Origin of the sequence: Thioalkalivibrio sp. ARh3 (assembly GCF_000377265.1) — a bacterium.
In the GTDB taxonomy this organism is placed as follows: Bacteria; Pseudomonadota; Gammaproteobacteria; order Ectothiorhodospirales; family Ectothiorhodospiraceae; genus Thioalkalivibrio; species Thioalkalivibrio thiocyanoxidans.
In genome coordinates this window covers 415,327-437,019 of the sequence record NZ_KB897947.1, presented here as the reverse complement: position 1 = coordinate 437,019, position 21,693 = coordinate 415,327, and the positions used below count along the sequence as shown (strand labels likewise).

The 21,693-nt window shown below is 66.3% G+C and carries 22 protein-coding genes; 5 read left to right on the top strand and 17 right to left on the bottom strand.

Translation table 11 applies throughout. The annotated features are described in order from the left end of the window. Nucleotide 1: 1 nt before the first annotated feature. Both glyS and glyQ read right to left on the bottom strand, forming a co-directional pair. A complete protein-coding gene (glyS, locus tag C995_RS0102035) occupies nt 2–2,083 on the bottom strand; it encodes a glycine--tRNA ligase subunit beta (RefSeq protein ID WP_018863343.1) in 2,082 nt (693 codons plus the stop codon). A 62-nt stretch (nt 2,084–2,145) separates the two neighbouring features. Continuing rightward, the gene (glyQ, locus tag C995_RS0102030; protein ID WP_018863342.1) at nt 2,146–3,090 is read right to left on the bottom strand and encodes a glycine--tRNA ligase subunit alpha; all 945 of its coding nucleotides are present in this window, start codon (nt 3,088–3,090) and stop codon (nt 2,146–2,148) included. An 86-nt stretch (nt 3,091–3,176) separates the two neighbouring features. Here glyQ and C995_RS0102025 point away from each other — a divergent pair, with 86 nt between their 5' ends. Together C995_RS0102025 and glnA are read left to right on the top strand one after the other, a co-directional pair. Next, nucleotides 3,177–4,448, top strand: a complete 1,272-nt coding sequence (locus C995_RS0102025) for a cation diffusion facilitator family transporter (RefSeq protein ID WP_026278885.1) — start codon at nt 3,177–3,179, stop codon at nt 4,446–4,448. A 198-nt stretch (nt 4,449–4,646) separates the two neighbouring features. Beyond that, nucleotides 4,647–6,056 (top strand): glutamate--ammonia ligase, encoded by a 1,410-nt coding sequence (gene glnA, locus C995_RS0102020; RefSeq protein ID WP_018863340.1) that lies wholly within the window; start codon nt 4,647–4,649, stop codon nt 6,054–6,056. A 269-nt stretch (nt 6,057–6,325) separates the two neighbouring features. On the opposite strand, the gene C995_RS0102015 is transcribed toward glnA, so the two are convergent. Together C995_RS0102015 and C995_RS0102010 are read right to left on the bottom strand one after the other, a co-directional pair. Further along, nucleotides 6,326–7,231: a lysophospholipid acyltransferase family protein gene (locus C995_RS0102015; RefSeq protein WP_018863339.1), complete on the bottom strand. Its 906-nt coding sequence runs from the start codon at nt 7,229–7,231 to the stop codon at nt 6,326–6,328. After that, nucleotides 7,206–8,000 (bottom strand): tRNA 2-thiocytidine(32) synthetase TtcA, encoded by a 795-nt coding sequence (locus tag C995_RS0102010; protein WP_018863338.1) that lies wholly within the window; start codon nt 7,998–8,000, stop codon nt 7,206–7,208. Before C995_RS0102010 ends, C995_RS0102015 begins: the two co-directional genes overlap by 26 nt. A 211-nt stretch (nt 8,001–8,211) precedes the next feature. On the opposite strand from C995_RS0102010, the gene C995_RS0102005 reads away from it, so the two are divergent. From C995_RS0102005 to dtd, 3 genes are all read left to right on the top strand, one after another. Continuing rightward, a complete protein-coding gene (locus tag C995_RS0102005; RefSeq protein WP_018863337.1) occupies nt 8,212–8,502 on the top strand; it encodes a hypothetical protein in 291 nt (96 codons plus the stop codon). Between the two features lie 69 nt (nt 8,503–8,571). Then, a complete protein-coding gene (pip, locus tag C995_RS0102000) occupies nt 8,572–9,558 on the top strand; it encodes a prolyl aminopeptidase (protein ID WP_018863336.1) in 987 nt (328 codons plus the stop codon). Then, nucleotides 9,555–9,998, top strand: coding sequence for a D-aminoacyl-tRNA deacylase (gene dtd / locus C995_RS0101995; RefSeq protein ID WP_018863335.1), 444 nt, complete (start codon nt 9,555–9,557; stop codon nt 9,996–9,998). The genes pip and dtd overlap by 4 nt, the downstream gene beginning before the upstream one ends. Nucleotides 9,999–10,075: 77 nt before the next feature. Here dtd and C995_RS0101990 read toward each other — a convergent pair whose 3' ends face one another. The 13 genes from C995_RS0101990 to C995_RS0101930 all read right to left on the bottom strand — a co-directional run bounded on the left by C995_RS0101990 (nt 10,076) and on the right by C995_RS0101930 (nt 21,680). Continuing rightward, complete coding sequence (locus tag C995_RS0101990) at nt 10,076–10,372, bottom strand: hypothetical protein (RefSeq protein ID WP_012983944.1); 297 nt, start codon at nt 10,370–10,372, stop codon at nt 10,076–10,078. 109 nt (nt 10,373–10,481) lie between these two features. Further along, on the bottom strand, nt 10,482–12,332 hold the full coding sequence (glmS, locus tag C995_RS0101985) for a glutamine--fructose-6-phosphate transaminase (isomerizing) (protein WP_018863334.1): 1,851 nt from the start codon (nt 12,330–12,332) through the stop codon (nt 10,482–10,484). Between the two features lie 9 nt (nt 12,333–12,341). Further along, entirely contained in the window at nt 12,342–13,664 is a 1,323-nt protein-coding gene (gene glmU / locus C995_RS0101980; protein WP_019623872.1) for a bifunctional UDP-N-acetylglucosamine diphosphorylase/glucosamine-1-phosphate N-acetyltransferase GlmU, read from the bottom strand. Nucleotides 13,665–13,791: 127 nt separating this feature from the next. Continuing rightward, entirely contained in the window at nt 13,792–14,211 is a 420-nt protein-coding gene (locus C995_RS0101975) for a F0F1 ATP synthase subunit epsilon (protein ID WP_018863332.1), read from the bottom strand. Nucleotides 14,212–14,223: 12 nt separating this feature from the next. Further along, entirely contained in the window at nt 14,224–15,600 is a 1,377-nt protein-coding gene (gene atpD / locus C995_RS0101970) for a F0F1 ATP synthase subunit beta (RefSeq protein ID WP_012983948.1), read from the bottom strand. A gap of 58 nt (nt 15,601–15,658) precedes the next feature. Continuing rightward, nucleotides 15,659–16,519, bottom strand: a complete 861-nt coding sequence (gene atpG / locus C995_RS0101965; protein WP_018863331.1) for a F0F1 ATP synthase subunit gamma — start codon at nt 16,517–16,519, stop codon at nt 15,659–15,661. Nucleotides 16,520–16,531: 12 nt separating this feature from the next. Continuing rightward, on the bottom strand, nt 16,532–18,073 hold the full coding sequence (gene atpA / locus C995_RS0101960) for a F0F1 ATP synthase subunit alpha (protein WP_018863330.1): 1,542 nt from the start codon (nt 18,071–18,073) through the stop codon (nt 16,532–16,534). 13 nt (nt 18,074–18,086) lie between these two features. Continuing rightward, a complete protein-coding gene (locus C995_RS0101955) occupies nt 18,087–18,623 on the bottom strand; it encodes a F0F1 ATP synthase subunit delta (protein ID WP_018863329.1) in 537 nt (178 codons plus the stop codon). Between the two features lie 9 nt (nt 18,624–18,632). Continuing rightward, nucleotides 18,633–19,103 carry a F0F1 ATP synthase subunit B gene (locus tag C995_RS0101950; RefSeq protein ID WP_018863328.1) on the bottom strand — a complete coding sequence of 157 codons (471 nt, stop codon included), beginning with the start codon at nt 19,101–19,103 and terminating at the stop codon, nt 18,633–18,635. Nucleotides 19,104–19,156: 53 nt separating this feature from the next. After that, nucleotides 19,157–19,393: a F0F1 ATP synthase subunit C gene (atpE, locus tag C995_RS0101945; protein WP_012983953.1), complete on the bottom strand. Its 237-nt coding sequence runs from the start codon at nt 19,391–19,393 to the stop codon at nt 19,157–19,159. Nucleotides 19,394–19,444: 51 nt separating this feature from the next. Next, the gene (gene atpB, locus C995_RS0101940; RefSeq protein WP_020008858.1) at nt 19,445–20,287 is read right to left on the bottom strand and encodes a F0F1 ATP synthase subunit A; all 843 of its coding nucleotides are present in this window, start codon (nt 20,285–20,287) and stop codon (nt 19,445–19,447) included. A gap of 31 nt (nt 20,288–20,318) precedes the next feature. Continuing rightward, a complete protein-coding gene (locus tag C995_RS0101935) occupies nt 20,319–20,705 on the bottom strand; it encodes an ATP synthase subunit I (protein ID WP_018863326.1) in 387 nt (128 codons plus the stop codon). Between the two features lie 132 nt (nt 20,706–20,837). Next, complete coding sequence (locus C995_RS0101930; protein WP_018863325.1) at nt 20,838–21,680, bottom strand: ParB/RepB/Spo0J family partition protein; 843 nt, start codon at nt 21,678–21,680, stop codon at nt 20,838–20,840. Nucleotides 21,681–21,693 lie beyond the last annotated feature (13 nt).

Genomic DNA, 21,693 nt, shown 5'->3' with positions numbered 1-21,693 from the left:
GCTATCCCGTGGCCAGGCGGCCGATGTCGGCCACGGTCTCGAACGCGCGGCGCAGCTCGCGCAGCAGGGCCAGGCGGTTGCGCCGCTCGGCGGCATCCTCGGCCATCACCATCACCTGGTCGAAGAAGGTATCGACGCGATCACGCAGGCCCGCCAGCTCGCCCAGGGCGTGCAGGTAGTCGCCATCGGCCACGGCCTGCTCGACACCGGGACGCACTGCCTGCAGGCCCTGGTAGAGGCTCCGCTCCTCGCCCAGCGCCAGGGCCTCGGGGTCGAGGTCAGCCTCGGCCTCCTCGCCGGCCTTGCGCAGCAGGTTGTGGATGCGCTTGTTCGCCGCGGCCAGGGCCTCGGCCTCGGGACGCTCGCGGAACAGGCTGACCGCGCGCACGCGGCGGACGAAATCCAGCGGCGTATCAGGCGTGACCGCGGCCACCGCCTCGATGGTCTCGTGCGCCTGTCCCTGCTCCAGCAGGTAGCCACGCAGGCGCTCCAGGATGTACTCACGTACCGGTTCCACCGCCTGGTCGGCCTCCGGCACGCGCTCGCGGATCGGCTCGGCGGCGGCCTGCAACAGCGGAGTCAGTGCCAGCGGAAGTTCGCGCTCGACCAGGATGCGCACCAGCCCCAGCGCGGCGCGGCGCAGGGCGAACGGGTCCTTGGTGCCGGTGGGTTGCTTGCCGATCGCGAAGATCCCGACCAGCGTATCCAGCCGATCCGCGAGCGCCAGGGCCTGGGCCAGCGGGACATCCGGCAGCTCGGAGCCGGACTGACGTGGCCAGTAGTGCTGTTCGATCGCGGCCGCAACCGCTTCGTCCTCGCGGTCGTGCAGGGCGTAGTAGCGGCCCATCGTGCCCTGCAGCTCGGTGAACTCGAACACCATCTGGGTCACCAGATCGCACTTGGCCAGGCGCGCGGCGCGCGCGGCGAAACCGGCATCCAGCCCCATCAGGCCGGCCAGGCGCTGCATCAGGGCCTCCAGTCGCACGGACTTGTCGCGCAGCGTGCCCAGGCGCTTCTCGAACACCACCGAGTCCAGCGCGTCCAGCCGTTCCTCCAGGCGCTTCTTTCGGTCCTGCTGCCAGAAGAACTCGGCATCGGCGAAGCGCGGACGCAGCACGCGCTCGTTGCCGTCGCGCACCGCGTGCGGGTCGCGCGACTCGATGTTGCTGATCACGATGAAGTGCGGCTGCATGCGCCCGGCCTCGTCGACCACCGGGAAGTATTTCTGGTGGTCCTGCATGGTGGAGATCAGCGCCTCCTGCGGGACATCCAGGAAACGCGGGTCGAAGCCGCCGGTCAGGGCGACCGGCCACTCCACCAGTGCGGTCACCTCGTCCAGCAGGTCGGCATCGACCAGCGCGCGCCCGCCCAGGGCCTTGGCCTGTTCATGCACCTGGGCCAGGATGTTCTCGCGCCGCGCCTCGAACGACGGCTCGACAAAGCCGGGGCTGCGCAACCGCTCGGCATAGTCGCTCCCGCGCTTCAGCTCCAGCGCGCCGGGCTGATGGAAGCGGTGGCCATGCGTGGCCCGCCCGGCGGTCTGTTCCAGCACCGTCATCTCCAGCACCTCGGTCCCGTGCAGGACGACCAGCCAGTGCGCAGGACGCACGAACTCGGTGCGGCTGCTGCCCCAGCGCATGCGCTTGGGCGTGGGCAGGGCTTCCAGCGCGGCTTCCAGCATCTCCGGCAGCAGCTCGCCGAGGGCACGGCCCGGCTGCATCTGGCGGAAGACCAGGTATTCGCCCTTGTCGGTGGTCTCGCGCTCCAGGCGCTCGACCTCCACGCCGCAGGAGCGGGCAAAGCCCAGCACCGCCTTGGTCGGCTCGCCGGCGTCATCGAAGGCGGCGGCCACGGCCGGGCCGCGACGCTCCTGCAACTGGTCCGGCTGCTGCCCCGGGACGTCCGGGAACAGCACGGCCAGCCGGCGCGGGGTGGCGAAGGTCTCGGGCGCGCCCGGTTCCAGCCCGGCCTCGCGCAGCCGGGTGGCCAGGCCGTCGGCCAGGGCGTCACGCAGCCGGGACAGGGCGGTGGGGGGCAGCTCCTCGGTGCCCAGTTCGATCAGGAGTTCGCGGGCTTCAGCCATGTCGGGTCCGTGTCGGGTCCATCACGACCGCGCGCAAGGGCGCGCGATCCGGAAAATAGGGTTCAGGCGGCGTCGGGCTTGCTCGAGTCGTCGTCGGCGCACAGCGGGAAGCCCAGGGCCTCGCGCGAGTCGTAGTACTTCTGCGCGACGTTTCGCGACAGCTCGCGCACGCGCAGGATGTAGCGCTGGCGCTCGGTGACCGAGATGGCGCCGCGCGCATCCAGCAGATTGAAGCTGTGCGAGGCGCGCAGCATCTGTTCGTAGGCCGGCAGCGGCAGGCCCAGCTCGATCATGCGGTCGCTCTCGTTTGCGTGCTGATCGAAGGCGGCGAACAGGGCATCGCGGTCGGCGTGCTCGAAGTTGTAGGTGGACTGCTCCACCTCGTTCTGGTGATAGACGTCGCCATAAGTCACCGGGCGGCCGTCGGGCCCGACGGTCCACACCAGGTCGAATACGCTTTCCACCCCCTGCAGGTACATCGCCAGGCGTTCCAGCCCGTAGGTGATCTCGCCGGAGACCGGGTGGCAGTCCAGCCCGCCGACCTGCTGGAAGTAGGTGAACTGGGTGACCTCCATGCCGTTCAGCCAGACCTCCCATCCCAGACCCCAGGCGCCAAGGGTCGGCGACTCCCAGTTGTCCTCGACGAAGCGCACATCATGGGTGAGCGTGTCGAAGCCCAGCGCCTCCAGGGAGCCCAGGTAGAGGTCCTGGATGTCCGGCGGCGACGGCTTCAGCAGCACCTGGAACTGGTAGTAGTGCTGCAGGCGGTTGGGGTTGTCGCCATAGCGCCCGTCGGTGGGGCGGCGGCTGGGCTGCACGTAGGCCGCGCGCCACGGCTCCGGCCCGATCGAACGCAGGAAGGTCGCCGGGTGGAACGTGCCGGCCCCCATCTCCATGTCGTAGGGCTGCAGGACCACGCAGCCGTGGTCGTTCCAGTAATCCTGCAGACGCCGGATCAGGTCCTGGAAGGTGGGGCTGCTGCTGGACGGGGTGCGTTCGTGCGCCATGCGGGATCCCGGGTCAGGGCAAAGCGGACAGTATATCGGCCGGGCTCCGGCTGCGGCCACCGCCGGCGGCAGTGCAAGCGTCTTGCATGTGGCGGAAGCACGCCCATACTGGGGTCTGGATTACCTTCGGGAGAGCCGCCCTGAGCGATCCCCGCGCCAACTCCGAAACCGCAGTCACGCCAGAAAACGGCCGGCGCTACAGAGCCACTCGCCGGGTGACCGTTGTGGGTGCGGTAGTCAACGCCTTCCTCGCCCTGGCACAGCTGCTTAGCGGATGGCTGCTGAACTCGCAGGCACTGATTGCGGACGGCGTCCACACCCTGTCGGACCTGATCACCGACGGGGTAGTGCTGTTTGCCGCCGGCAAGGCCGCAGCCTCGCCGGATCATGATCACCCCTACGGACATGGCCGGATCGAAACCCTGGCCACGGTGGTGGTGGGCGTATTCCTCGCCCTGGCCGGCCTCGGGATCGCCTGGGCCGCCGGGCAGCGGCTTGTGGACACCGAGGCCGCGATCGGACCGGCCCCTGCCGCCCTTGCCTTCGCCGTGCTGACGCTGGTGGCCAAGGAGGGGCTCTATCAATACACCCACCGGGTCGCGAAGCGCACCGGCTCGCGCATGCTGGACGCCAATGCCTGGCACCACCGCACGGATGCGATCTCGTCGCTGTTCGTGCTGGTCGGGGTCGGAGCCGCGGTCGCGGGCTTCCCGTGGGCCGACGCCCTGGCCGCGCTGATCGTCGCCCTGTTCATCCTGCACATCGCCGGACGGCTGATCGTGCGCAGCGCGGCCGAACTGATCGACACGGCACTGGACCCCGAAGAGGTCGAGCGCATCCATCGCACTATCATGGAGGTACCCGGCGTAAAGGATGCGCACATGCTGCGTACACGACGTCACGGCAGCGACGTGGTCGCCGACGTACATGTACAGGTCGCCCCGATGATCTCGGTTTCCGAGGGGCACCGGATCGCCGATGCCGTTCACCGGACCGTCACCCAGCGACACCAGCGTCTGCGTGATTTCACCGTTCACGTCGACCCGGAGAACGACGAGGAACAGGCCCGCAGCTCGAATCTGCCCCTGCGCCCGGAGATCGCCGAGGCGGTCCGCGAGGCATGGGCGGACAGTCCGGAGCTGGACCGGCTGGAGCACCTGTCCCTGCATTATCTGGGCGGCCGTATCCATCTGACCCTGACACTGCGCCTTGAAGGGGCATGCACCCCCGCGGAGCTGAACGTGCGTGCCGAGGCCCTGTCACAGACGCTGCAGGGCCATCCTCGACTGAAGGGCCGGCTGGGTGAAGTGAAGATCCTCTATCGCCCATGCACCACGGATGTGCAACAAATACCCTGATGCACTACTGTGGTGCCAAAGCCGCACGGATACCGTGCAGAGGCCGGCGCTGTATTCCCCGTACATGTGCCGGACCACCGTCACGGGGCCATTTGGGCGAAGTGGCATGATGCCTGCATAGAACCGCATCGACGTCGCCCGGCCCCGATTCGGTGCGGCAAACCCTAAAAGACGAAGTGCAAACTCAAGGAGACTCCCATGTCCGCAGCCGACGTGCTGAAGCAGATCCAGGAAAAGGAGGTCCGTTTCATCGACTTCCGCTTCACCGACTCCAAGGGCAAGGAACAGCATGTAACCGTTCCGGCTCATGACCTCGACGAAGAGGCCTTTGAAGAAGGCAAGATGTTCGACGGCTCCTCGATCTCCGGCTGGAAGGGCATCAACGAGTCCGACATGATCCTGATGCCGGATGCGGAGTCCGCGGTCATCGACCCGTTCTTCGAAGACATGACCATGAACATCCGCTGCGACGTGGTCGAGCCGGCCACCATGCAGGGCTACGACCGCTGCCCGCGCTCGCTGGCGCGCCGCGCCGAGGCCTACCTGCAGAGCACCGGCATCGCCGATACCGCGCTGTTCGGCCCGGAGAACGAATTCTTCGTGTTCGACGACGTGAAGTGGGGCGCGGATCTCTCCGGCTCCTACTGCCGCGTGGACTCCTCCGAGGCCTCCTGGAACTCCGAACGCGTCTACGAGGACGGCAACATCGGCCACCGCCCGGGCGTGAAGGGCGGCTACTTCCCGGTCCCGCCGGTCGACAGCCTGCACGACATCCGCTCCACCATGTGCGAAGTGCTGACCGAGATGGGTCTGGTCACCGAGGTGCATCACCATGAGGTGGCCACCGCCGGCCAGTGCGAGATCGGTGTCGGCCCCGCAACGCTGACCCAGAAGGCCGACGAGGTCCAGGTACTGAAGTACGTGGTGCAGAACGTGGCCCACATGCACGGCAAGACCGCGACCTTCATGCCCAAGCCGATCGTCGGCGACAACGGCTCCGGCATGCACGTGCACCAGTCGCTGTCCAAGGACGGCAAGAACCTGTTCTCCGGGGACCTGTACGGCGGTCTGTCCGAGACCGCGCTGTACTACATCGGCGGTATCATCAAGCACGCCCGCTCGCTGAACGCCTTCACCAACCCGTCCACCAACAGCTACAAGCGTCTGGTGCCGGGCTTCGAGGCGCCGGTGATGCTGGCCTACTCCGCGCGCAACCGCTCCGCGTCGCTGCGCATCCCGTTCGTGATGAGCCCGAAGGCCCGTCGCATCGAGCTGCGCTTCCCGGACTCCACCGCCAACCCCTATCTGGCGTTCGCCGCAATGCTGATGGCCGGCCTGGACGGGATCCAGAACAAGATCCACCCGGGCGACGCGATGGACAAGAACCTCTACGATCTGCCGCCGGAAGAGGAAAAGGGCATCCCGCAGGTCTGCCATTCGCTGGACCAGGCGCTGGAAGCCCTGAACCAGGATCGCGAATACCTGACCCAGGGTGGCGTGTTCACCGACGACATGATCGATGCCTACATCGACCTGAAGATGGAAGAGGTCACGCGCATGCGCATGACCACCCATCCGGTCGAGTTCGACATGTACTACAGCCTGTAAGGCATCCGCTTCCGGCCCCTCGGGGCCAGAGGCACTGGCCGCCGCGACCTCCGGGTCCGGCGGCTTTTTTGTGCGCGGGATCCGACCCGACCGGGTGTCAGCGACCGGGAAACATCGATTTATCGGCGTTTCCCGGCGGCACAGGGACGTGCCGCCGGAATCGACCACCGCAGGTGGAGGATTCCGACACAAGCTGCAAATCCCTTTGCCCGTGCAAAGGCATACAGAACGTTGCAGCGCCGCGCGCGGCTCCGAAAGCCAGGATGGCTTTATTCAGCGCTTCTATAAGGGCTGGGCTGGCCCTCGGGGGCCGGGTGGAAACGCTTGTAGGCCCAGTTGTACTGCTCCGGGCAGCGCCGGACCAGGGCCTCCACATGGGCGTTGATCGCGGCGGCCGCTCGGGCGAAGTCGCGGTCCGCGACCTCCGGCCCGGCCTCGATCTCGTGATAGCGAAACCCGCGCCCCTTCGGCAGGCGCTCGGCGAACAAGAACACGACATGGTCGTCGCGCCCGCGCAGCAGGCGCGGCAGCAGGGTCATGGTCAGCGCCGGGTGGCCGAAGAACGGTGCATGCGTACCGGAGGCGCCCTTCGGGCTCTGATCCGGCAGGATGCCGATGATCTCGCCGCGATCACGTGACTGCTGCAGCACGCGCAGCCCGGAGCGGTCGGCCGGGGCCAGGGTCGCGCCGGTGGAGGCGCGGGCCTCGCGCACCCAGCGGTCGATCTCGGGCGTCTTGAACGGGCTGTACAGGGTGGCCATCGGCCCGTGGCAGGCGGCCTGCAGCCCGGCGAACTCCCAGGAACCCAGATGCGGGGCGCACAGGAACAGCGCCCGCCCGCCCTCGCGTTCGCGCAGGCGGGCGTAGCGGGGCGGCTCCACCGCCAGTCGCGCGAGGGTCTGCGGCGAGGCCTGCCAGAGCCAGGGGGACTCGGTCAGCGCCCGGCCCATCGCCATCAGCGATCGACGGCCGACCCGGCGGCGCCAGGCGGCGTCCTTGTCCGGGAAACAGAGTTCGAGGTTGCGGCGGGTGATCCGGGCGGAGCGCGTCGGCCAGTACCAGGCCAGCGCACCGAGCAACCCGCCCAGCGCATGATTCACGCGCAGCGGGAGGCGGGCGAGCAGGCGCAGACCGCCGGCGATCAGCCGGTCACGCAGATGCCGGCGTTCGGCCATGATCGCAAGATTCGGGTGGGTCGGCCGGGGTCCGCGGCGGGATGCCGCCCTCGGTCATCAGCGGCTTCAGGGTGGTGCGCAGGTTGCGGAACAACCGCGGGTGCTGGGCCTCCTCCTGCGCGAGCAGCTGCTTCATGTGTTCGCGCTGGGTGGGCATCGCGAAGCAGGCCGGGCAGTTGTCCAGGATCACCGGCAGCCCGGCGGCCTCGGCGAAATCCCGGGTCTGGCGCTCGCGCACGTAGACCAGCGGGCGGATCACCCGCAGGTCGCCGGCGTCAATCGCGTAATGGGCCTTCATCGTGCGCAGCTGGCCACCGTGGAAGGCGCTCATCATGAAGCTCTCGGCGAGGTCATCCAGGTGCTGGCCCAGCGCCAGCACGTTGTAGCCGTGTTCGCGCGCGGTGCGATACATCAGGCCACGTTTCATTCGCGAGCAGAAGGAGCAGAACGAGTCGTTGTCCATGTGCTCGCCGGCCAGTTCCGCGATCGGCTCGGAGACGAAGTGATACGGGATGCCATACCCGCCGAGATAGTCCATCAACCGCTGCGGCTCGAAGCCCTCGATCTCCGGGTTGATCGTGACCGCGCCGACCTCGAAGCGCACGGGTGCCCGCCGCGACAGATTGTGCAGCAGCCACAGCAGGGTCAGCGAATCCTTGCCGCCGGACAACCCGACGAGGATGCGGTCGCCCTCGCGGATCATGTCGAAGTCCGCGATGGCGCGGCCGGCCAGGCGGCGGATGGAGGCGGGGACGGCGGGCGTTTCCATGGCCCGCAACATAGGGCGGCGAGGCCTGCTTCGCAAGCGCCGCCATACCCACAGCGGTTGCAAGGTGGCGCCCATTGTCGGTGCAGGCGCTCGCCCTTCTGCACCTGGTGGAGGCAACAGATCCCCGCGCATGCCACTCAAGCTGGGACCAAGCCCATGGCACCCCGCTTGCATACAAGATGGGCGGACGCATCAACGGTGGGGGACCGGTATGCACAATCGCAAAAGCTTGAGCCTGGCTGCCGAGCTGCGCCGGAACCTCCGCGCGGAGTTCCCGGCGGTGGTACGGCTGTCGGTCACCCACCCGGACTTCATGGAGGCGATTCTTGACTACGCCTCACGCTCGCAGTCGAGCGCCGCCCGGGCCGCCGCACTCTCGCTGCGCAGCGAGTTGCAGCGTTCGGGGCACCTGGCACCGCCAGAAGCTTCGCCGGACACACCGGAGCGCCGCGTGGAGCCGCAACGACGCCGCGTGTACCGGGGGCAGCTCATCGACGAATAGGCGAGCCGCGCACTTTCCCTGCGCGCACGTTTTGGCGACACTCGGGGCCCGCAATCTAGGAAAACACTGATGGACACCCTGTACCCGGAGATCGAACCGCACAGCACAGGAAGGCTCGCGGTGGGTGACGGCCACGAGCTCTACTTTGAAGAATGTGGCACACCCGACGGGATCCCGGTCGTATTCCTGCACGGCGGGCCGGGCTCGGGCTGCGAGCCGTGGCATCGGCGCTTCTACGACCCGCAACGCTACCGCATCGTGCTGTTCGACCAGCGTGGCTGCGGGCGTTCGACGCCTCACGCGAGTCTGGAGGCCAACACCACCTGGCACGCGGTGGCCGATATCGAACGCCTGCGCGAGCACCTGGGGATCGAGCGCTGGGCGGTGTTCGGTGGTTCCTGGGGCTCGACGCTGGGGCTGGCCTATGCCCAGACCCACCCGGAGCGCGTGCTCGGCCTGGTCCTGCGCGGCGTATTCCTGTGCCGGCCGCGGGACATCCAGTGGTTCTACCAGTCGGGGGCCGACCGCCTGTTTCCCGAGGCGTGGGCGCACTACCTACGGCCGATTCCCGCGGAGGAGCGCGACGACCTGGTCGGGGCCTACCACCGGCGGTTGACCCACACAGATCCCGAAGTCCGCCGAGCGGCTGCCCGCGCCTGGTCGGGCTGGGAGGGGCACGCCTCCTGCCTGATCCCGAACGACGACGTGATCGCGCACTTTGAAGACCCGGACGTGGCCGTGAGCCTGGCGCGGCTGGAGTGCCACTACTTCATGCACGACACCTTCCTGGAACCGGAGCAGTTGCTGCGCGACGCGCCGCGCCTGCGCGATATACCGGGCTGGATCGTGCACGGGCGCTATGACGTGGTGTGCCCGGTAGAGCAGGCGGTAGAGCTGCACCGGGCCTGGCCGCAGGCGCACATGGCGATCGTCGCGGACGCCGGACACTCCGCGGCCGAACCGGGCATTGTGCGCAAGCTGGTCGCGGCAACCGACACCCTGGCCGACGATCTGGCGGGGCAGGTCGCGGGCGGGACCGGGGCGGCCTCGGCGTGATTGCCCTGATCCAGCGGGTGACCGAGGCCGCGGTGGACAGCGGCGGCGAACGCGTCGGCGCGATCGGGCCGGGACTGCTGGCGCTGGTCGCGGTGCAGCCACAGGACAACGAATCGGCGGCGAAACGGCTGCTGGAGCGCATGCTCGGCTATCGCGTGTTCGCGGATGACGAGGGGCGCATGAATCGTAGCCTGCAGGATACCGGTGGCGGTCTGCTGCTGGTGCCGCAGTTCACACTGGCCGCGGATACGCGCAAGGGGATGCGTCCGAGCTTTACCGCCGCCGCCAGCCCGGAGCACGGCCAGGCCCTGTTCGAATACCTGGTGGCTCAGGCGCGGGGATTACACCCGCGGGTCGCCAGCGGCCACTTCGGTGCGGACATGCAGGTCAGCCTGGTCAACGACGGCCCGGTGACCTTCTGGCTGGAGACGCGCGGCTGAGAAGGCCTGACCGAGGCCCCAAACAAAAGACCCGGCGCAAAGGCCGGGTCTTCGACATCACCAGTCAGGAGACTGGGTCAGGCAGCGCGACGCAGGAACGGACGCTGGCCGGACTGCACGGCACGACGGATGAAGTCGGCGCGGCCGGATTCACGACCATTCAGGTTGTCGGCGCACTGGGACGGCTCATAGGCGGCCGCGGACAGCATCACCTCGAGCTCGCAGAGGTCGACCTTCGGCTCGGTCAGTTCCTCGGGGGTCACATTCAGCTTGCGGCCGACGTTCCAGAACATGCGCGGATTCCAGAGCTTAGTCTGGATGCGCGGGGACTGAAACAGGGTAACGCAACGGTTGTTGAGCTCTTGCTGATCCATGGGGTACTCCTGATCGTACGGTTATTCGAGCGCGCCCGAATCTAGCCGACCCACCCGGGGAATACAAGCGTTTCCTGATAGAAAGTCTGGTAGTGCCGAGTACGGGGCGCTATTCCACCGTCACCGATTTCGCCAGATTGCGCGGCTGGTCGACGTCGGTGCCCTTCAGCACGGCCGTATGGTAGGCGAGCAACTGCAACGGCACGGTCAGCAGGACCGGCGCCAGCCAGGGACTGAGGGGCTCGCTCTGCGGCAGGCCGATCCAGATGTCCTCCGGGGCCAGGGTGCGGGCTGCACTGGACTCGCCAATTACGATCAGCTGGCCTCCCCGGGCGCGCACCTCCTGCAGATTGCTGGAGAGTTTTTCCAGCTGCGCGTCGTCGGGGGCCACCGCAACCACAGGCATCTCGGTGTCGACCAGCGCCAGTGGGCCGTGCTTCAACTCGCCCGAGGGATAGGCCTCCGCGTGAATATAGGAGATCTCCTTCAGCTTGAGCGCACCTTCCAGGGCGATCGGGAAGTACGCCCCGCGCCCGAGGAAGAGGGCATGGTGACGCTCCAGCAGGTCTTCGGCGATACGGGCAATCGGGCCATCCAGGGCGAGGATGCGGGCAACCTGATCCGGGAGACCGCGCAGGGCGGTAACGGCGGTCGCGCGCGCCTCGGCGGTCATACGGGCGGCCGTGGCGGTCTGCCCGAGGAGCAGCACGAGGGTCGCCAGAGCGGCCAGCTGGGTAGTAAAGGCCTTGGTGGAGGCGACGCCGATCTCGGGGCCGGCGTGCGTCATGAGCACCAGATCGGCAGCTCGCGCCATGGTGCTTTCCGGGACATTGCAGATGGCGAGGCGCGCCAGGAAGGGCTCCTCCTGGGATTGCCGGAGCACGGCGAGGGTATCGGCGGTCTCCCCCGACTGGGAGATCACGACCAGTAGCGTGCCCGGGGCCAATACGTGACGCCGGTAGCGGTATTCGCTGGCCACGTCGACACGGGCGGGCAGGCCCAGGTGCTCCTCGATCCAGTGGGCGGCGACCATGCCGGCGTGGTAGCTGGTGCCGCAGGCAATGATCTGGACGGCACCGACGTCAGCCAAGTGCTCGCTCGTGCCGGGCCCGAGGATGTTTTCCAGTACGGTATCCTCGCCCAAGCGACCGGACAGGGTCTCCTCCAGCGCGTGGGGTTGCTCGTAGATCTCCTTGAGCATGAAGTGGCGGTACTCGCCGCGATCGGCCACGCTCGCCTGGCAGCTGGTCTCGCGCATGCGGCGCTCGACCGGCTGGCCATGCAGGTCCTGGACCTCCACACCGTCGCGGGTCAGCCGCGCGATATCGCCATCTTCGAGGTCGATGAAACGCTGCGTAACCGGCAAGAGCGCCTGGACATCCGACGCCGCGAAGAACTCGCCAATGCCCAGTCCCAGGATCAGCGGGCTGCCGGACCGCGCAACAATCAGCTCGTCGGGAAAGTCGGCAAATACCGCGGCAATGGCGTACGCGCCCTCCAGCTCGGCACAGGCATGGCGCATGGCCTCGAGGGGGGAGGCACCGTCGAGCAGGCTGCGCTCGATGCGGTGGGCGATCACCTCGCTGTCGGTTGCCGACGCACAGGGCCAACCGGCCGCTGCCAGGTCGGTTCGCAGCTTCGCGTGGTTTTCGATGATGCCGTTATGGACGATCGCGACCCGCCCATCCCGCGAGCGGTGGGGATGCGCATTCACCTCGGTCGGTGGTCCGTGCGTGGCCCAGCGCGTATGCGCGATCCCGACCGGCCCCTGCAGACCCACAGCCTGGATCTGTTCCTCGAGCGCGGACACCTTGCCGACCGCACGGACGTCGCGCAGCGCATGGTCCGCGACGACCGCTACACCCGCAGAGTCATACCCGCGGTATTCCAGTCGATGCAGACCCTCGACAAAAATCGGGACCAGATTGCGCTCACCAATACCTGCCAGCAGGCCGCACATGGAAGCTCCTTAGTCAGATTTCTTTTTCGGGCGCGGCCAGTCCTGGATGATGCGCGGGCGGGCGCGGGTCAACGCCAGCGCGCGTGGCTCCACATCGTCGGACAAGGTCGAACCTGCACCGACCGTCGCATCATCCCCGATGCGAATGGGCGCCACCAGGGCCGTGTTCGAGCCGATGAACGCACGCTCGCCGATCTCGGTGCGATGCTTGTTCGCACCATCATAGTTGCAGGTGATCGTTCCTGCCCCCAGATTGGCGCCAGCCCCGACGCTTGCGTCCCCGACATAGGTCAGGTGGTTGGCCTTCGCGCCGGGGCCGAGCGTAGCGTTCTTGATCTCGACAAAATTGCCCACGCGGGCGCCGGGGCCCAATTCCGTACCCGGCCGCAAGCGAGCAAACGGTCCAACGTTGGCGGCTTCGCCGAGCCGCACACCTTCCAGGACACTGTGTGCCGCGATCTGCGTGCCGGATCCGATCTCGCAATCGCGCAGCACGCAGCCGGGGCCAATATAGACATCATCCGCCAGGGTCACCGTGCCCTCGATCACGACGTTCACGTCAATCGTGCAGTCCTGTCCGAATTTCAGGACGCCGCGCACATCCAGGCGCGCGGGGTCCGCTACGGCGAGGCCTTCCCGCATCATGCGCGAGCACTCCTCCGCCTGGTGCAAGCGCTCCTGCACGGCCAGTTGCTCGCGGTCATTGACACCCAGTACGGCCGCGGGGTCGCAGCTGCGCACGACATCGATTATCCGCCCCTGACCTCGCGCCACGGCCACGATATCCGTCAGATACCATTCCCGGGGCCCAGTTGGTTCCGGTTCGCAGGACGCAAGCCAGCGACGCAGGTCGCCGGCGGGTGCCGCAAGGACACCGGTGTTGATCAGATCGACCGCACGCTCCGCCGCGGTGGCCTCCTTGTGCTCGACGATGCGCTCGAGCTGGCCAGCGCCGTCGAGGATCAGGCGACCGTAGCCGCTCGGGTCGGAGACCTGAGCGGCCAGAACCGTCACGCCGGCTCCACGGGCACAGGCCTCCAGGTCTGTGACCGGGATCCGCGGGACATCCCCGTAGGTGACGAGCACCCGCGCGTTGTCCGGGATCTGTTTCAGGGCCTGATAGACCGCATGTCCGGTCCCCCGCGGCTCGCCCTGGTCGATCCACTCGAGAGGGGGCATGTGATCGGCAAACGCCGTTCGCACGCGTTCCTGTTCGTGGCTGACCACGACATGAACCGCGGCCGCATCCAGCGGTGCCACGCGCTGCAGGACATGGGCAAGGAGGGGGCGTCCGGCAAGCGATTGCAGGACCTTGGGGAGGCGCGACCGCATGCGCGTGCCCTTACCCGCCGCCAGGACCGCGATATGAAGGGGTGTCGTTTCAGGCATGGGTGCAATCATAAAGGGCCAACCGAATCGGTTGGCCCTTGGGGTCGGTCATCCGTCGCAGTTTGCCGGATTATTTCCGGCGCAGCTTCTGGATCATTTGCAGGCGGGCGGCAGCCTCCGCGAGTTCCGCCTGCGCCTTGGCGTAGTCGAAATCGGCCTTGGAATTGGCCAGGGCCTCTTCCGCGCGCTTCTGCGCCTCCAGGGCCTCGGCCTCGTCGAGGTCCTTGGCCCGTACCGCCGTGTCCGCAAGCACGGTCACGTGATAGGGCTGGACCTCGAGGATCCCGCCCGAGACGAACACCGGCTGCGGGTCGGCACCTTCCTTTTCCAGGATGCGCAGCTCGCCCGGGTTCAGCCGTGCCAGCATCTGGGTGTGGCCCGCATAGACGCCGACCTCGCCACCCTCGGCCGGGGCCGCGATCATCAGCGCGGTGCCGGAGTAGATCGACTCCTCGGCGCTGACCACATCCACGTGCATCGTCATGGGCATCTCGATTACTCCTTAGCCGAGCTTCTCGGCCTTCTCGACGGCTTCCTCGATGGTGCCGACCATGTAGAAGGCCTGCTCGGGCAGGTGGTCATATTCGCCCGCGACGATGGCCTTGAACGCACGGATGGTGTCCTTCAGGGACACGTACTTGCCGGGCGCGCCGGTGAAGACCTCGGCCACGAAGAACGGCTGCGAGAGATAGCGCTGGATCTTTCGCGCACGGGCCACGACCAGCTTGTCGTCTTCGGACAGCTCGTCCATGCCGAGGATCGCGATGATGTCCTTCAGCTCCTTGTAGCGCTGCAGGGTGTTCTGCACGGCACGCGCGGTGTCGTAGTGCTCCTGCCCGATGATCTGCGGGTCCAGCTGGCGCGAGGTCGAATCCAGCGGGTCCACGGCCGGGTAGATACCCAGCTCGGCAATCTGGCGCGAGAGCACGACGGTGGCATCCAGGTGCGCGAAGGTCGTGGCCGGCGACGGGTCGGTCAAGTCATCCGCCGGCACGTAGACCGCCTGGATGGAGGTGATCGAACCCTTCTTGGTCGAGGTGATGCGTTCCTGCAGCACACCCATTTCTTCCGCCAGGGTCGGCTGGTAGCCCACCGCGGACGGCATACGACCCAGCAGCGCGGAGACCTCGGTCCCGGCCAGGGTGTAACGGTAGATGTTGTCGATGAACATCAGCACGTCACGGCCTTCGTCACGGAAGAACTCGGCCATGGTCAGGCCGGTCAGCGCGACACGCAGGCGGTTGCCCGGCGGCTCGTTCATCTGACCGTACACCAGTGCCACCTTGTCGAGGACGTTGGAGTCCTTCATCTCGTGGTAGAAATCGTTCCCTTCACGGGTACGCTCGCCCACGCCGGCGAACACCGAGTAACCGGAATGCTCGATCGCGATGTTGCGGATCAGCTCCATCATGTTCACGGTCTTGCCCACGCCGGCACCGCCGAACAGGCCGACCTTGCCGCCCTTCGCGAAGGGGCAGAGCAGATCGATCACCTTGATGCCGGTTTCCAGCAGCTCGGTGGAGCCCGCCTGCTCGTCGAAGGTCGGGGCGGCACGGTGGATCGACCAGGTCTCCTGGGCCTCCACGTCGCCGGCGTTGTCCACCGGACGACCGAGGACGTCCATCACGCGGCCCAGGGTCCCCTTGCCGACTGGCACGGAGATCGGCTTGCCGGTCGCGGTGACCGGGGTCTGCCGCTTCACACCCTCGGTGGTGCCCATGGCGATGGTCCGCACCACGCCGTCGCCCAGCTGCTGCTGCACTTCCAGGGTCAGGCCGTTTTCCAGGGTCAGCGCGTCGTAGACCTTGGGCACTTCGCCGTGGGGAAACTCCACATCCACGACGGCGCCGATGATTTCGACAATTTTTCCGGAACTCATTTGTTCATCCTCGTAAGTCGTAATTCGTGCCGAGCCGATCCAATCGTGGCGGCGGGCGCTAGACCGCAGCCGCGCCGCTGACGATCTCGGAGATCTCCTGGGTGATCGCAGCCTGGCGCGCCTTGTTGTAGACGAGCTGCAGGTCCTTGATCATCGTGCCGGCGTTGTCGGAGGCCGACTTCATCGCGACCATGCGCGCGGCCATTTCGCAGGCCACGTTCTCGACCACCGCCTGGTAGATCAGCGACTCGACATAGCGCTCGAGCAGGGTATCCATCACCGGAACGGTGTCCGGCTCGTAGATGTAGTCCCAGTGATGCTTCAGGGACTCGTCCTTGCTGGGCGCGGTCGGCAGCAACTGGGTGACCTCGGGCTGCTGGGTCATCGTGTTGACGAACTTGTTTTCGAGCAGCACGACCCGATCGACCTTGCCGTCGCGGAAGTTGTCCAGCACCACCTTGATCGATCCGATCAGGTCCGTGATGTGCGGGCGATCGCCCAGATCGCGCGCCTCGGCCACGATGTTGCCACCCAGGCGCTTGAAGAACTGCAGCGCCTTGTTTCCGATCACGCACAGATCCACCTCGACGCCCTCGTCGCGGTAGCGCCGCAACTCGCCAACGGCCTTTTTGAACAGGTTGGTGTTCAGGCCGCCGCACAGGCCGCGATCGGTCGAGACGATGATCAGAGCGACGCGCTTCACGTCGCGCTCGACCATGAACGGATGTTGGTACTCCGCATTGGCCATCGCGACGTGACCCATCACGTCGTGGATCTTCTGGGCGTAAGGCCGGGACTCTTCCATGCGGTCCTGGGCCTTGCGCATCTTGGACGCGGCCACCATTTCCATGGCCTTGGTGATCTTCTGAGTATTCTGGATACTCTTGATCTGCGTCCGGATCTCCTTAGTGCCCGCCATTGCGTGCTCCCGTTACCAGCTGTGCTTGGCCTTGAACTCTTCCAGGGCCTTCTTCAGCTTTTCCTGGATGGAGTCGTTGTAGTCGCCAGAGCTGTTGATCTCGTCGAGCAGGTCCTTTTGGCTGGAGCGCGCGTAGGAGATCAGTTCCTTTTCAAAGCTCACGACCTTGTCGGCCTCGACGTCGTCGAGGTAGCCCTCGTTGGCCGCGAACAGCGAGAACGCCATCTCGCCGATGGACATCGGCTGGTACTGGCCCTGCTTCATCAGTTCGGTCACGCGCTTGCCGCGATCGAGCTGCTTGCGGGTCAGCTCGTCCAGGTCGGAGGCGAACTGCGAGAACGCGGCCAGCTCGCGGTACTGCGCGAGCGCCAGACGCACGCCACCACCCAGCTTTTTGATGATCTTGGTCTGCGCGGCACCACCGACTCGGGACACCGACAGACCGGCGTTGATCGCGGGGCGGATGCCGGAGTTGAACAGGTCGGTCTCGAGGAAGATCTGGCCGTCGGTGATCGAGATCACGTTAGTCGGCACGAAGGCCGAGACGTCACCGGCCTGGGTCTCGATGATCGGCAGCGCGGTCAGTGAGCCGGTCTGGCCTTTCACTTCGCCGTTCGTCAGCTGCTCGACATAGTCGGCATTCACGCGCGACGCACGCTCCAGCAGGCGCGAGTGCAGGTAGAAGACGTCACCCGGATAGGCTTCGCGACCCGGCGGGCGGCGCAGCAGCAGCGAGACCTGGCGATAGGCCCAGGCCTGCTTGGTCAGGTCGTCGTAGACGATCAGGGCGTCTTCGCCGCGATCGCGGAAGTACTCGCCCATTGCGCAGCCGGCGTAGGGCGCGATGAACTGCATCGCGGCCGACTCGGAGGCGTTGGCGGCCACGATGATGGTGTTGTCCATCGCGCCGGCCTCTTCCAGCTTGGCCACCACGGAGGCGACCGAGGAGGCCTTCTGGCCCACGGCGACGTAGACACACTTAACGCCGGAGTCCTTCTGGTTGATGATCGCGTCGATCGCCACCGCGGTCTTGCCGGTCTGGCGGTCACCGATGATCAGCTCGCGCTGGCCACGGCCGACCGGGACCATCGCGTCGATCGCCTTGATACCGGACTGCAGCGGCTGATCGACCGACTGGCGGTCGATAACCCCGGGGGCAATCTTCTCGATCGGGCTGGTGACACCGGTCTCCACCGGGCCCTTGCCGTCGATCGGGCGACCGAGGGAATCGACCACGCGGCCGAGCAGGGCCTCGCCGACCGGCACCTCGAGGATGCGGCCGGTGCACTTGGCGGTATCACCTTCCTTGATGTGCTTGTAGTCACCCAGGATCACGACGCCGACAGAGTCGCGCTCGAGGTTGAGCGCCATCCCGTAGGTGTCGCCGGGGAACTCGATCATCTCGCCCTGCATGACATCGCCAAGGCCGTGTACGCGGGCGATACCGTCGGTCAGGCTGACCACGGTGCCCTCGGTGGAGGCCTCGGAGGAGGCATCGAATTTCTCGATGCGCTGTTTGATCAGATCACTGATCTCGGAGGGATTCAGTTGCATGTTAAATATCCTCTTAGCGACTCAAATTGGCAGCCAGGCGGTTCAGCTGGCCTCGCACGGAGCCGTCGATTACCAGGTCGCCGGCGCGGATGATGGCCCCCCCGAGCAGGGAGCTGTCGACCGAACACTCGAGATCGACTTCGCAGCCCAGGCCCTTGACCAGGGCGTCGTGGATCTCTTTCTCCTGCGCCTGCGTCAACTTGCGGAAGGCGACGACATCGGCGTGCACACGCTTTTCGGCCTCGGCCTTCATGGCGGAGAACGCATCGAACACGGCAGGCAGCACCGGCAGGCGACCGTTTTCGGCCAACAGCCGAACCAGGTTGGCCGCTTCGGCGCCGACCTTGTCGCCGGCAACATCGAGCACCAGCTGTGCGCGATCGGCACGCGGGAGCCGCGGGTTGGAGAGGAGACTGTGCATCTGCGAGTCACGGGCGATCGCCGCCAGCAACTCCAGCTGCTCGGCCCAGCCAGCGAGATCGTTCTTCTCCTGGGCCCGCTCGAACGCGGCGCGGGCGTAGGGTCGGGCGACCGAAATCAGGTCTGACATAACGTCTCCTTAGAGCTTGGCCGCGAGCTTCTTGAGCAGATCGCCGTGGGCCTTGGCATCGATCTCCTTGGCCAGGATCTGCTCGGCACCGGCAACCGCCAGCTGGGAGACCTGCTTGCGCAGGTCTTCCTTGGCACGGTTGATCTCCTGCTCAATCTCGGAGTGCGCCTGTTCCTTGATGCGCTCGCCTTCCTCGCGCGCGGTGGTCTTGCTTTCTTCGACCAGCTCCGTGGCGCGCTTCTGCGCGGAGGCCATGATCTCGTTGGCCTGCTGTTTGGCCTCCTTGATCACCTCGGTCGCGCGCTCCTGGGCAAGCTCCTGTTCTTTGGCGCCGCGCTCGGCGGCAGCCAGACCGTCCGCAATCTTCTTGCGGCGTTCTTCCAGGGCGGCGGACATGGGCGGCCAAACGTAGCGCATCGTGAACCACACGAACACGCTAAACGCGAGGAGCTGGCCGATGATGGTCAGATTGATATTCATCCTGCTACCTCAGGTTGACGAGTGGAGGGGACCTCGGGACTCGCTCAGCCTTGTTAACCCAGGGCGAACAGAACGTACAGGCCGATACCCACGCCGATCATCGGCACGGCGTCGGTCAGACCCATCACGATGAAGAACTGGGTGCGCAGCATCGGGATCAGTTCGGGCTGACGCGCGGCGCCTTCCAGGAAGCGACCACCGAGGGTACCCACGCCGATGGCGGCGCCGACAGCGGCCAGACCCAGAAGCAGCGAGCCAGCCAGGACGATCAGAGCGTTAGCCATTTCCATTTTTGTATCTCCAGTCGAGTGTTGAAACGGTCAGTTTGAAGGTGAAGCGGATCAGTGGTCTTCGCTGTACGCCATGTCGAGATAGACGACGGTCAGCACCATGAAGATGAAGGCCTGCAGCGGCACCACGAGGATGTGGAAGATCGCCCAGCCGACATGCAGCACGCCCCCGGCCAGACCCAGGATCAGGCCCGCGGAGTACATCACGCCGATCAGGATGAAGATCATCTCGGCCGCGTACAGGTTGCCGAACAGTCGCAGGGCGAGCGAGGCGGGCTTGGCCAGCAGGTTGATGAACTCGAGGACGAAGTTGATCACCCAGAAGATCGGCTTCAGGAACACGATGTTGGTCTGGAACGGGATGCCCGTCAGTTCCTTGATGAAGCCGACCGGGCCCTTGATCTTCAGCGAGTAGTAGATGATCAGGACAAAGACGCCCAGCGCCAGGCCCGCGGTCACGTTGATGTCCGTGGTCGGCACGATCTTGAAGTAGGGGATGCCCAGCAGATAGGCGATGTGCGGCAGCAGGTCCACCGGCACCAGATCCATCAGGTTGAGCAGGAAGATCCAGACAAAGATGGTCAGCGCCAGTGGTGCGACCATGTCGTTCTTGTGCTTGAACGAGCCACGGACGTTGTCGTTGACAAAGTCCATCGTCATTTCGACGAAGTTCTGCCATCCGGCCGGGACGCCGGCAGTGACCTTCTTCGCGGCGGCGCGGAACGTCAGAATGAACAGCAGGCCAAGACCGATCGACCAGAGCATGGAGTCAACATGAATCGCCCAGAAGCCCATTTCCGCGGCTTCGGTGCTGGTCGTGGCGAAGCTCAACCCGTTCTCGGGATGGAGCCCGAAGGTGAGGTTTGTGAGATGGTGAGCAATGTGCTCTTCCATCGTGGGCAGTTCGCTTTCTGAAGCCATGCAGTTATCTCGTCATTGCTTGATCAGAAACCCGGTGCAGCCACCAGAGCGGGGCCAGATGCACCAGGAGGAAGATGCCGAACAAAGCCAGCAGGTTCGGCTCGTCCAGGTAAGCGAACGCCACCCCGAATGCCACCGCGATGATTACGAGTCGTCCCAGTTCGGCGCCCATCATGCGCGCCGTGAGCGAGCCCACCTGATCGGAACGGTAGGCTCGAAACACAACGACCGCGGCCACGGCGTTGCCGAGTGTCGCGGTCATGCCGCCGACCATGGCCGAGATCGCCACGATCGGGGGGAACAGGGCCAGAAAAAGGCCCGACAGTATCAGCGTCAGGGCGAGCTGCAGACCGATCGATTGCAGGGCGTGTCTGTAGCGTCGCGGTGTCATTCAGCGGATGGGCACACCCACCCCTCTCCCAAAAAGTGCGCGCATTATAAGAGCACCCTTCTATTAGGTCAAACCGTTATGGGGTGCGGGAGGGCCTGTTGCAAGGGGTTTCGGGAAGCCCCGGCGGGCGCTTTACTGGATGTGTTCGAGGATACCGTCGAGTTCGTCGAGGCTGTTGTACTCGATGACCAGGCGGCCCTTCCCTTGCCGGTTGTAGCGGACCTGAACGGGGGCGCCGAGGCGGTCGGACAGGCGGCTCTCGAGTTGCCGGACCTCGGGCGAGGGACCGCTGTCCTTGCGCGGCTCGGGCTGGGCGGACAGCACCTTCTTGACCAGTTGTTCGGTGGCGCGGACGGTCATGTCGCGCTTGACGACCGTCGCGGCCACACCGGGCTGGTCGTCCAGCGGCAGCGCGAGCAGGCAGCGGGCATGGCCCATCTCGAGGCGGCCCTCGTTCACGTGTTCCTTGACCGCATCGTGCAGCTCCAGCAGACGCAGCAGGTTGGTCACGGACGTACGCGAACGGCCGACCGCATCGGCCGCGGCCTGGTGGGTCATCTCGAATTCGTCGATCAGACGCCGGATGGCCTGCGCCTCTTCCAGCGGATTGAGGTCCTCGCGCTGGATGTTCTCGATCAGCGACATCGCGGCCGCCGCCTGATCCGGGATATCACGCACGACCGCCGGGACGCTCTCCAGCCCGGCGATCTGGGCGGCACGCCAGCGGCGCTCGCCGGCGATCAGCTCGAAGCCGCCCTCGACCCGCCGCACGACGACCGGCTGGACAATGCCCTGGGCGCGGATGGACTCCGCCAGTTCGGCGAGCGCGGGCTCGGACATGTGCACGCGCGGCTGATACTGACCGCGGCGGATCTGTTCGATCGGCAGTTGCGCCAGGGAGTCGCTCTCGTCGCCGCCGCTCTGTGCCCCCGACAGGAGGGCATCGAGCCCGCGGCCCAGTCCACGTTTTGCCATCGTTTCAGTCCTG

Bases quoted from the DNA above. Each gene is read 5' to 3' on its own strand.
- glyS (WP_018863343.1), bottom strand. From the start codon at position 2,083: ATGGCTGAAGCCCGCGAACTCCTGATCGAACTGGGCACCGAGGAGCTG.
- glyQ (WP_018863342.1), bottom strand. From the start codon at position 3,090: ATGGCGCACGAACGCACCCCGTCCAGCAGCAGCCCCACCTTCCAGGAC.
- C995_RS0102025 (WP_026278885.1), top strand. From the start codon at position 3,177: ATGTGGCGGAAGCACGCCCATACTGGGGTCTGGATTACCTTCGGGAGA.
- glnA (WP_018863340.1), top strand. From the start codon at position 4,647: ATGTCCGCAGCCGACGTGCTGAAGCAGATCCAGGAAAAGGAGGTCCGT.
- C995_RS0102015 (WP_018863339.1), bottom strand. From the start codon at position 7,231: ATGGCCGAACGCCGGCATCTGCGTGACCGGCTGATCGCCGGCGGTCTG.
- C995_RS0102010 (WP_018863338.1), bottom strand. From the start codon at position 8,000: ATGGAAACGCCCGCCGTCCCCGCCTCCATCCGCCGCCTGGCCGGCCGC.
- C995_RS0102005 (WP_018863337.1), top strand. From the start codon at position 8,212: ATGCACAATCGCAAAAGCTTGAGCCTGGCTGCCGAGCTGCGCCGGAAC.
- pip (WP_018863336.1), top strand. From the start codon at position 8,572: ATGGACACCCTGTACCCGGAGATCGAACCGCACAGCACAGGAAGGCTC.
- C995_RS0101990 (WP_012983944.1), bottom strand. From the start codon at position 10,372: ATGGATCAGCAAGAGCTCAACAACCGTTGCGTTACCCTGTTTCAGTCC.
- glmS (WP_018863334.1), bottom strand. From the start codon at position 12,332: ATGTGCGGCCTGCTGGCAGGTATTGGTGAGCGCAATCTGGTCCCGATT.
- glmU (WP_019623872.1), bottom strand. From the start codon at position 13,664: ATGCGGTCGCGCCTCCCCAAGGTCCTGCAATCGCTTGCCGGACGCCCC.
- C995_RS0101975 (WP_018863332.1), bottom strand. From the start codon at position 14,211: ATGCCCATGACGATGCACGTGGATGTGGTCAGCGCCGAGGAGTCGATC.
- atpD (WP_012983948.1), bottom strand. From the start codon at position 15,600: ATGAGTTCCGGAAAAATTGTCGAAATCATCGGCGCCGTCGTGGATGTG.
- atpG (WP_018863331.1), bottom strand. From the start codon at position 16,519: ATGGCGGGCACTAAGGAGATCCGGACGCAGATCAAGAGTATCCAGAAT.
- atpA (WP_018863330.1), bottom strand. From the start codon at position 18,073: ATGCAACTGAATCCCTCCGAGATCAGTGATCTGATCAAACAGCGCATC.
- C995_RS0101955 (WP_018863329.1), bottom strand. From the start codon at position 18,623: ATGTCAGACCTGATTTCGGTCGCCCGACCCTACGCCCGCGCCGCGTTC.
- C995_RS0101950 (WP_018863328.1), bottom strand. From the start codon at position 19,103: ATGAATATCAATCTGACCATCATCGGCCAGCTCCTCGCGTTTAGCGTG.
- atpE (WP_012983953.1), bottom strand. From the start codon at position 19,393: ATGGAAATGGCTAACGCTCTGATCGTCCTGGCTGGCTCGCTGCTTCTG.
- atpB (WP_020008858.1), bottom strand. From the start codon at position 20,287: ATGGAAGAGCACATTGCTCACCATCTCACAAACCTCACCTTCGGGCTC.
- C995_RS0101935 (WP_018863326.1), bottom strand. From the start codon at position 20,705: ATGACACCGCGACGCTACAGACACGCCCTGCAATCGATCGGTCTGCAG.
- C995_RS0101930 (WP_018863325.1), bottom strand. From the start codon at position 21,680: ATGGCAAAACGTGGACTGGGCCGCGGGCTCGATGCCCTCCTGTCGGGG.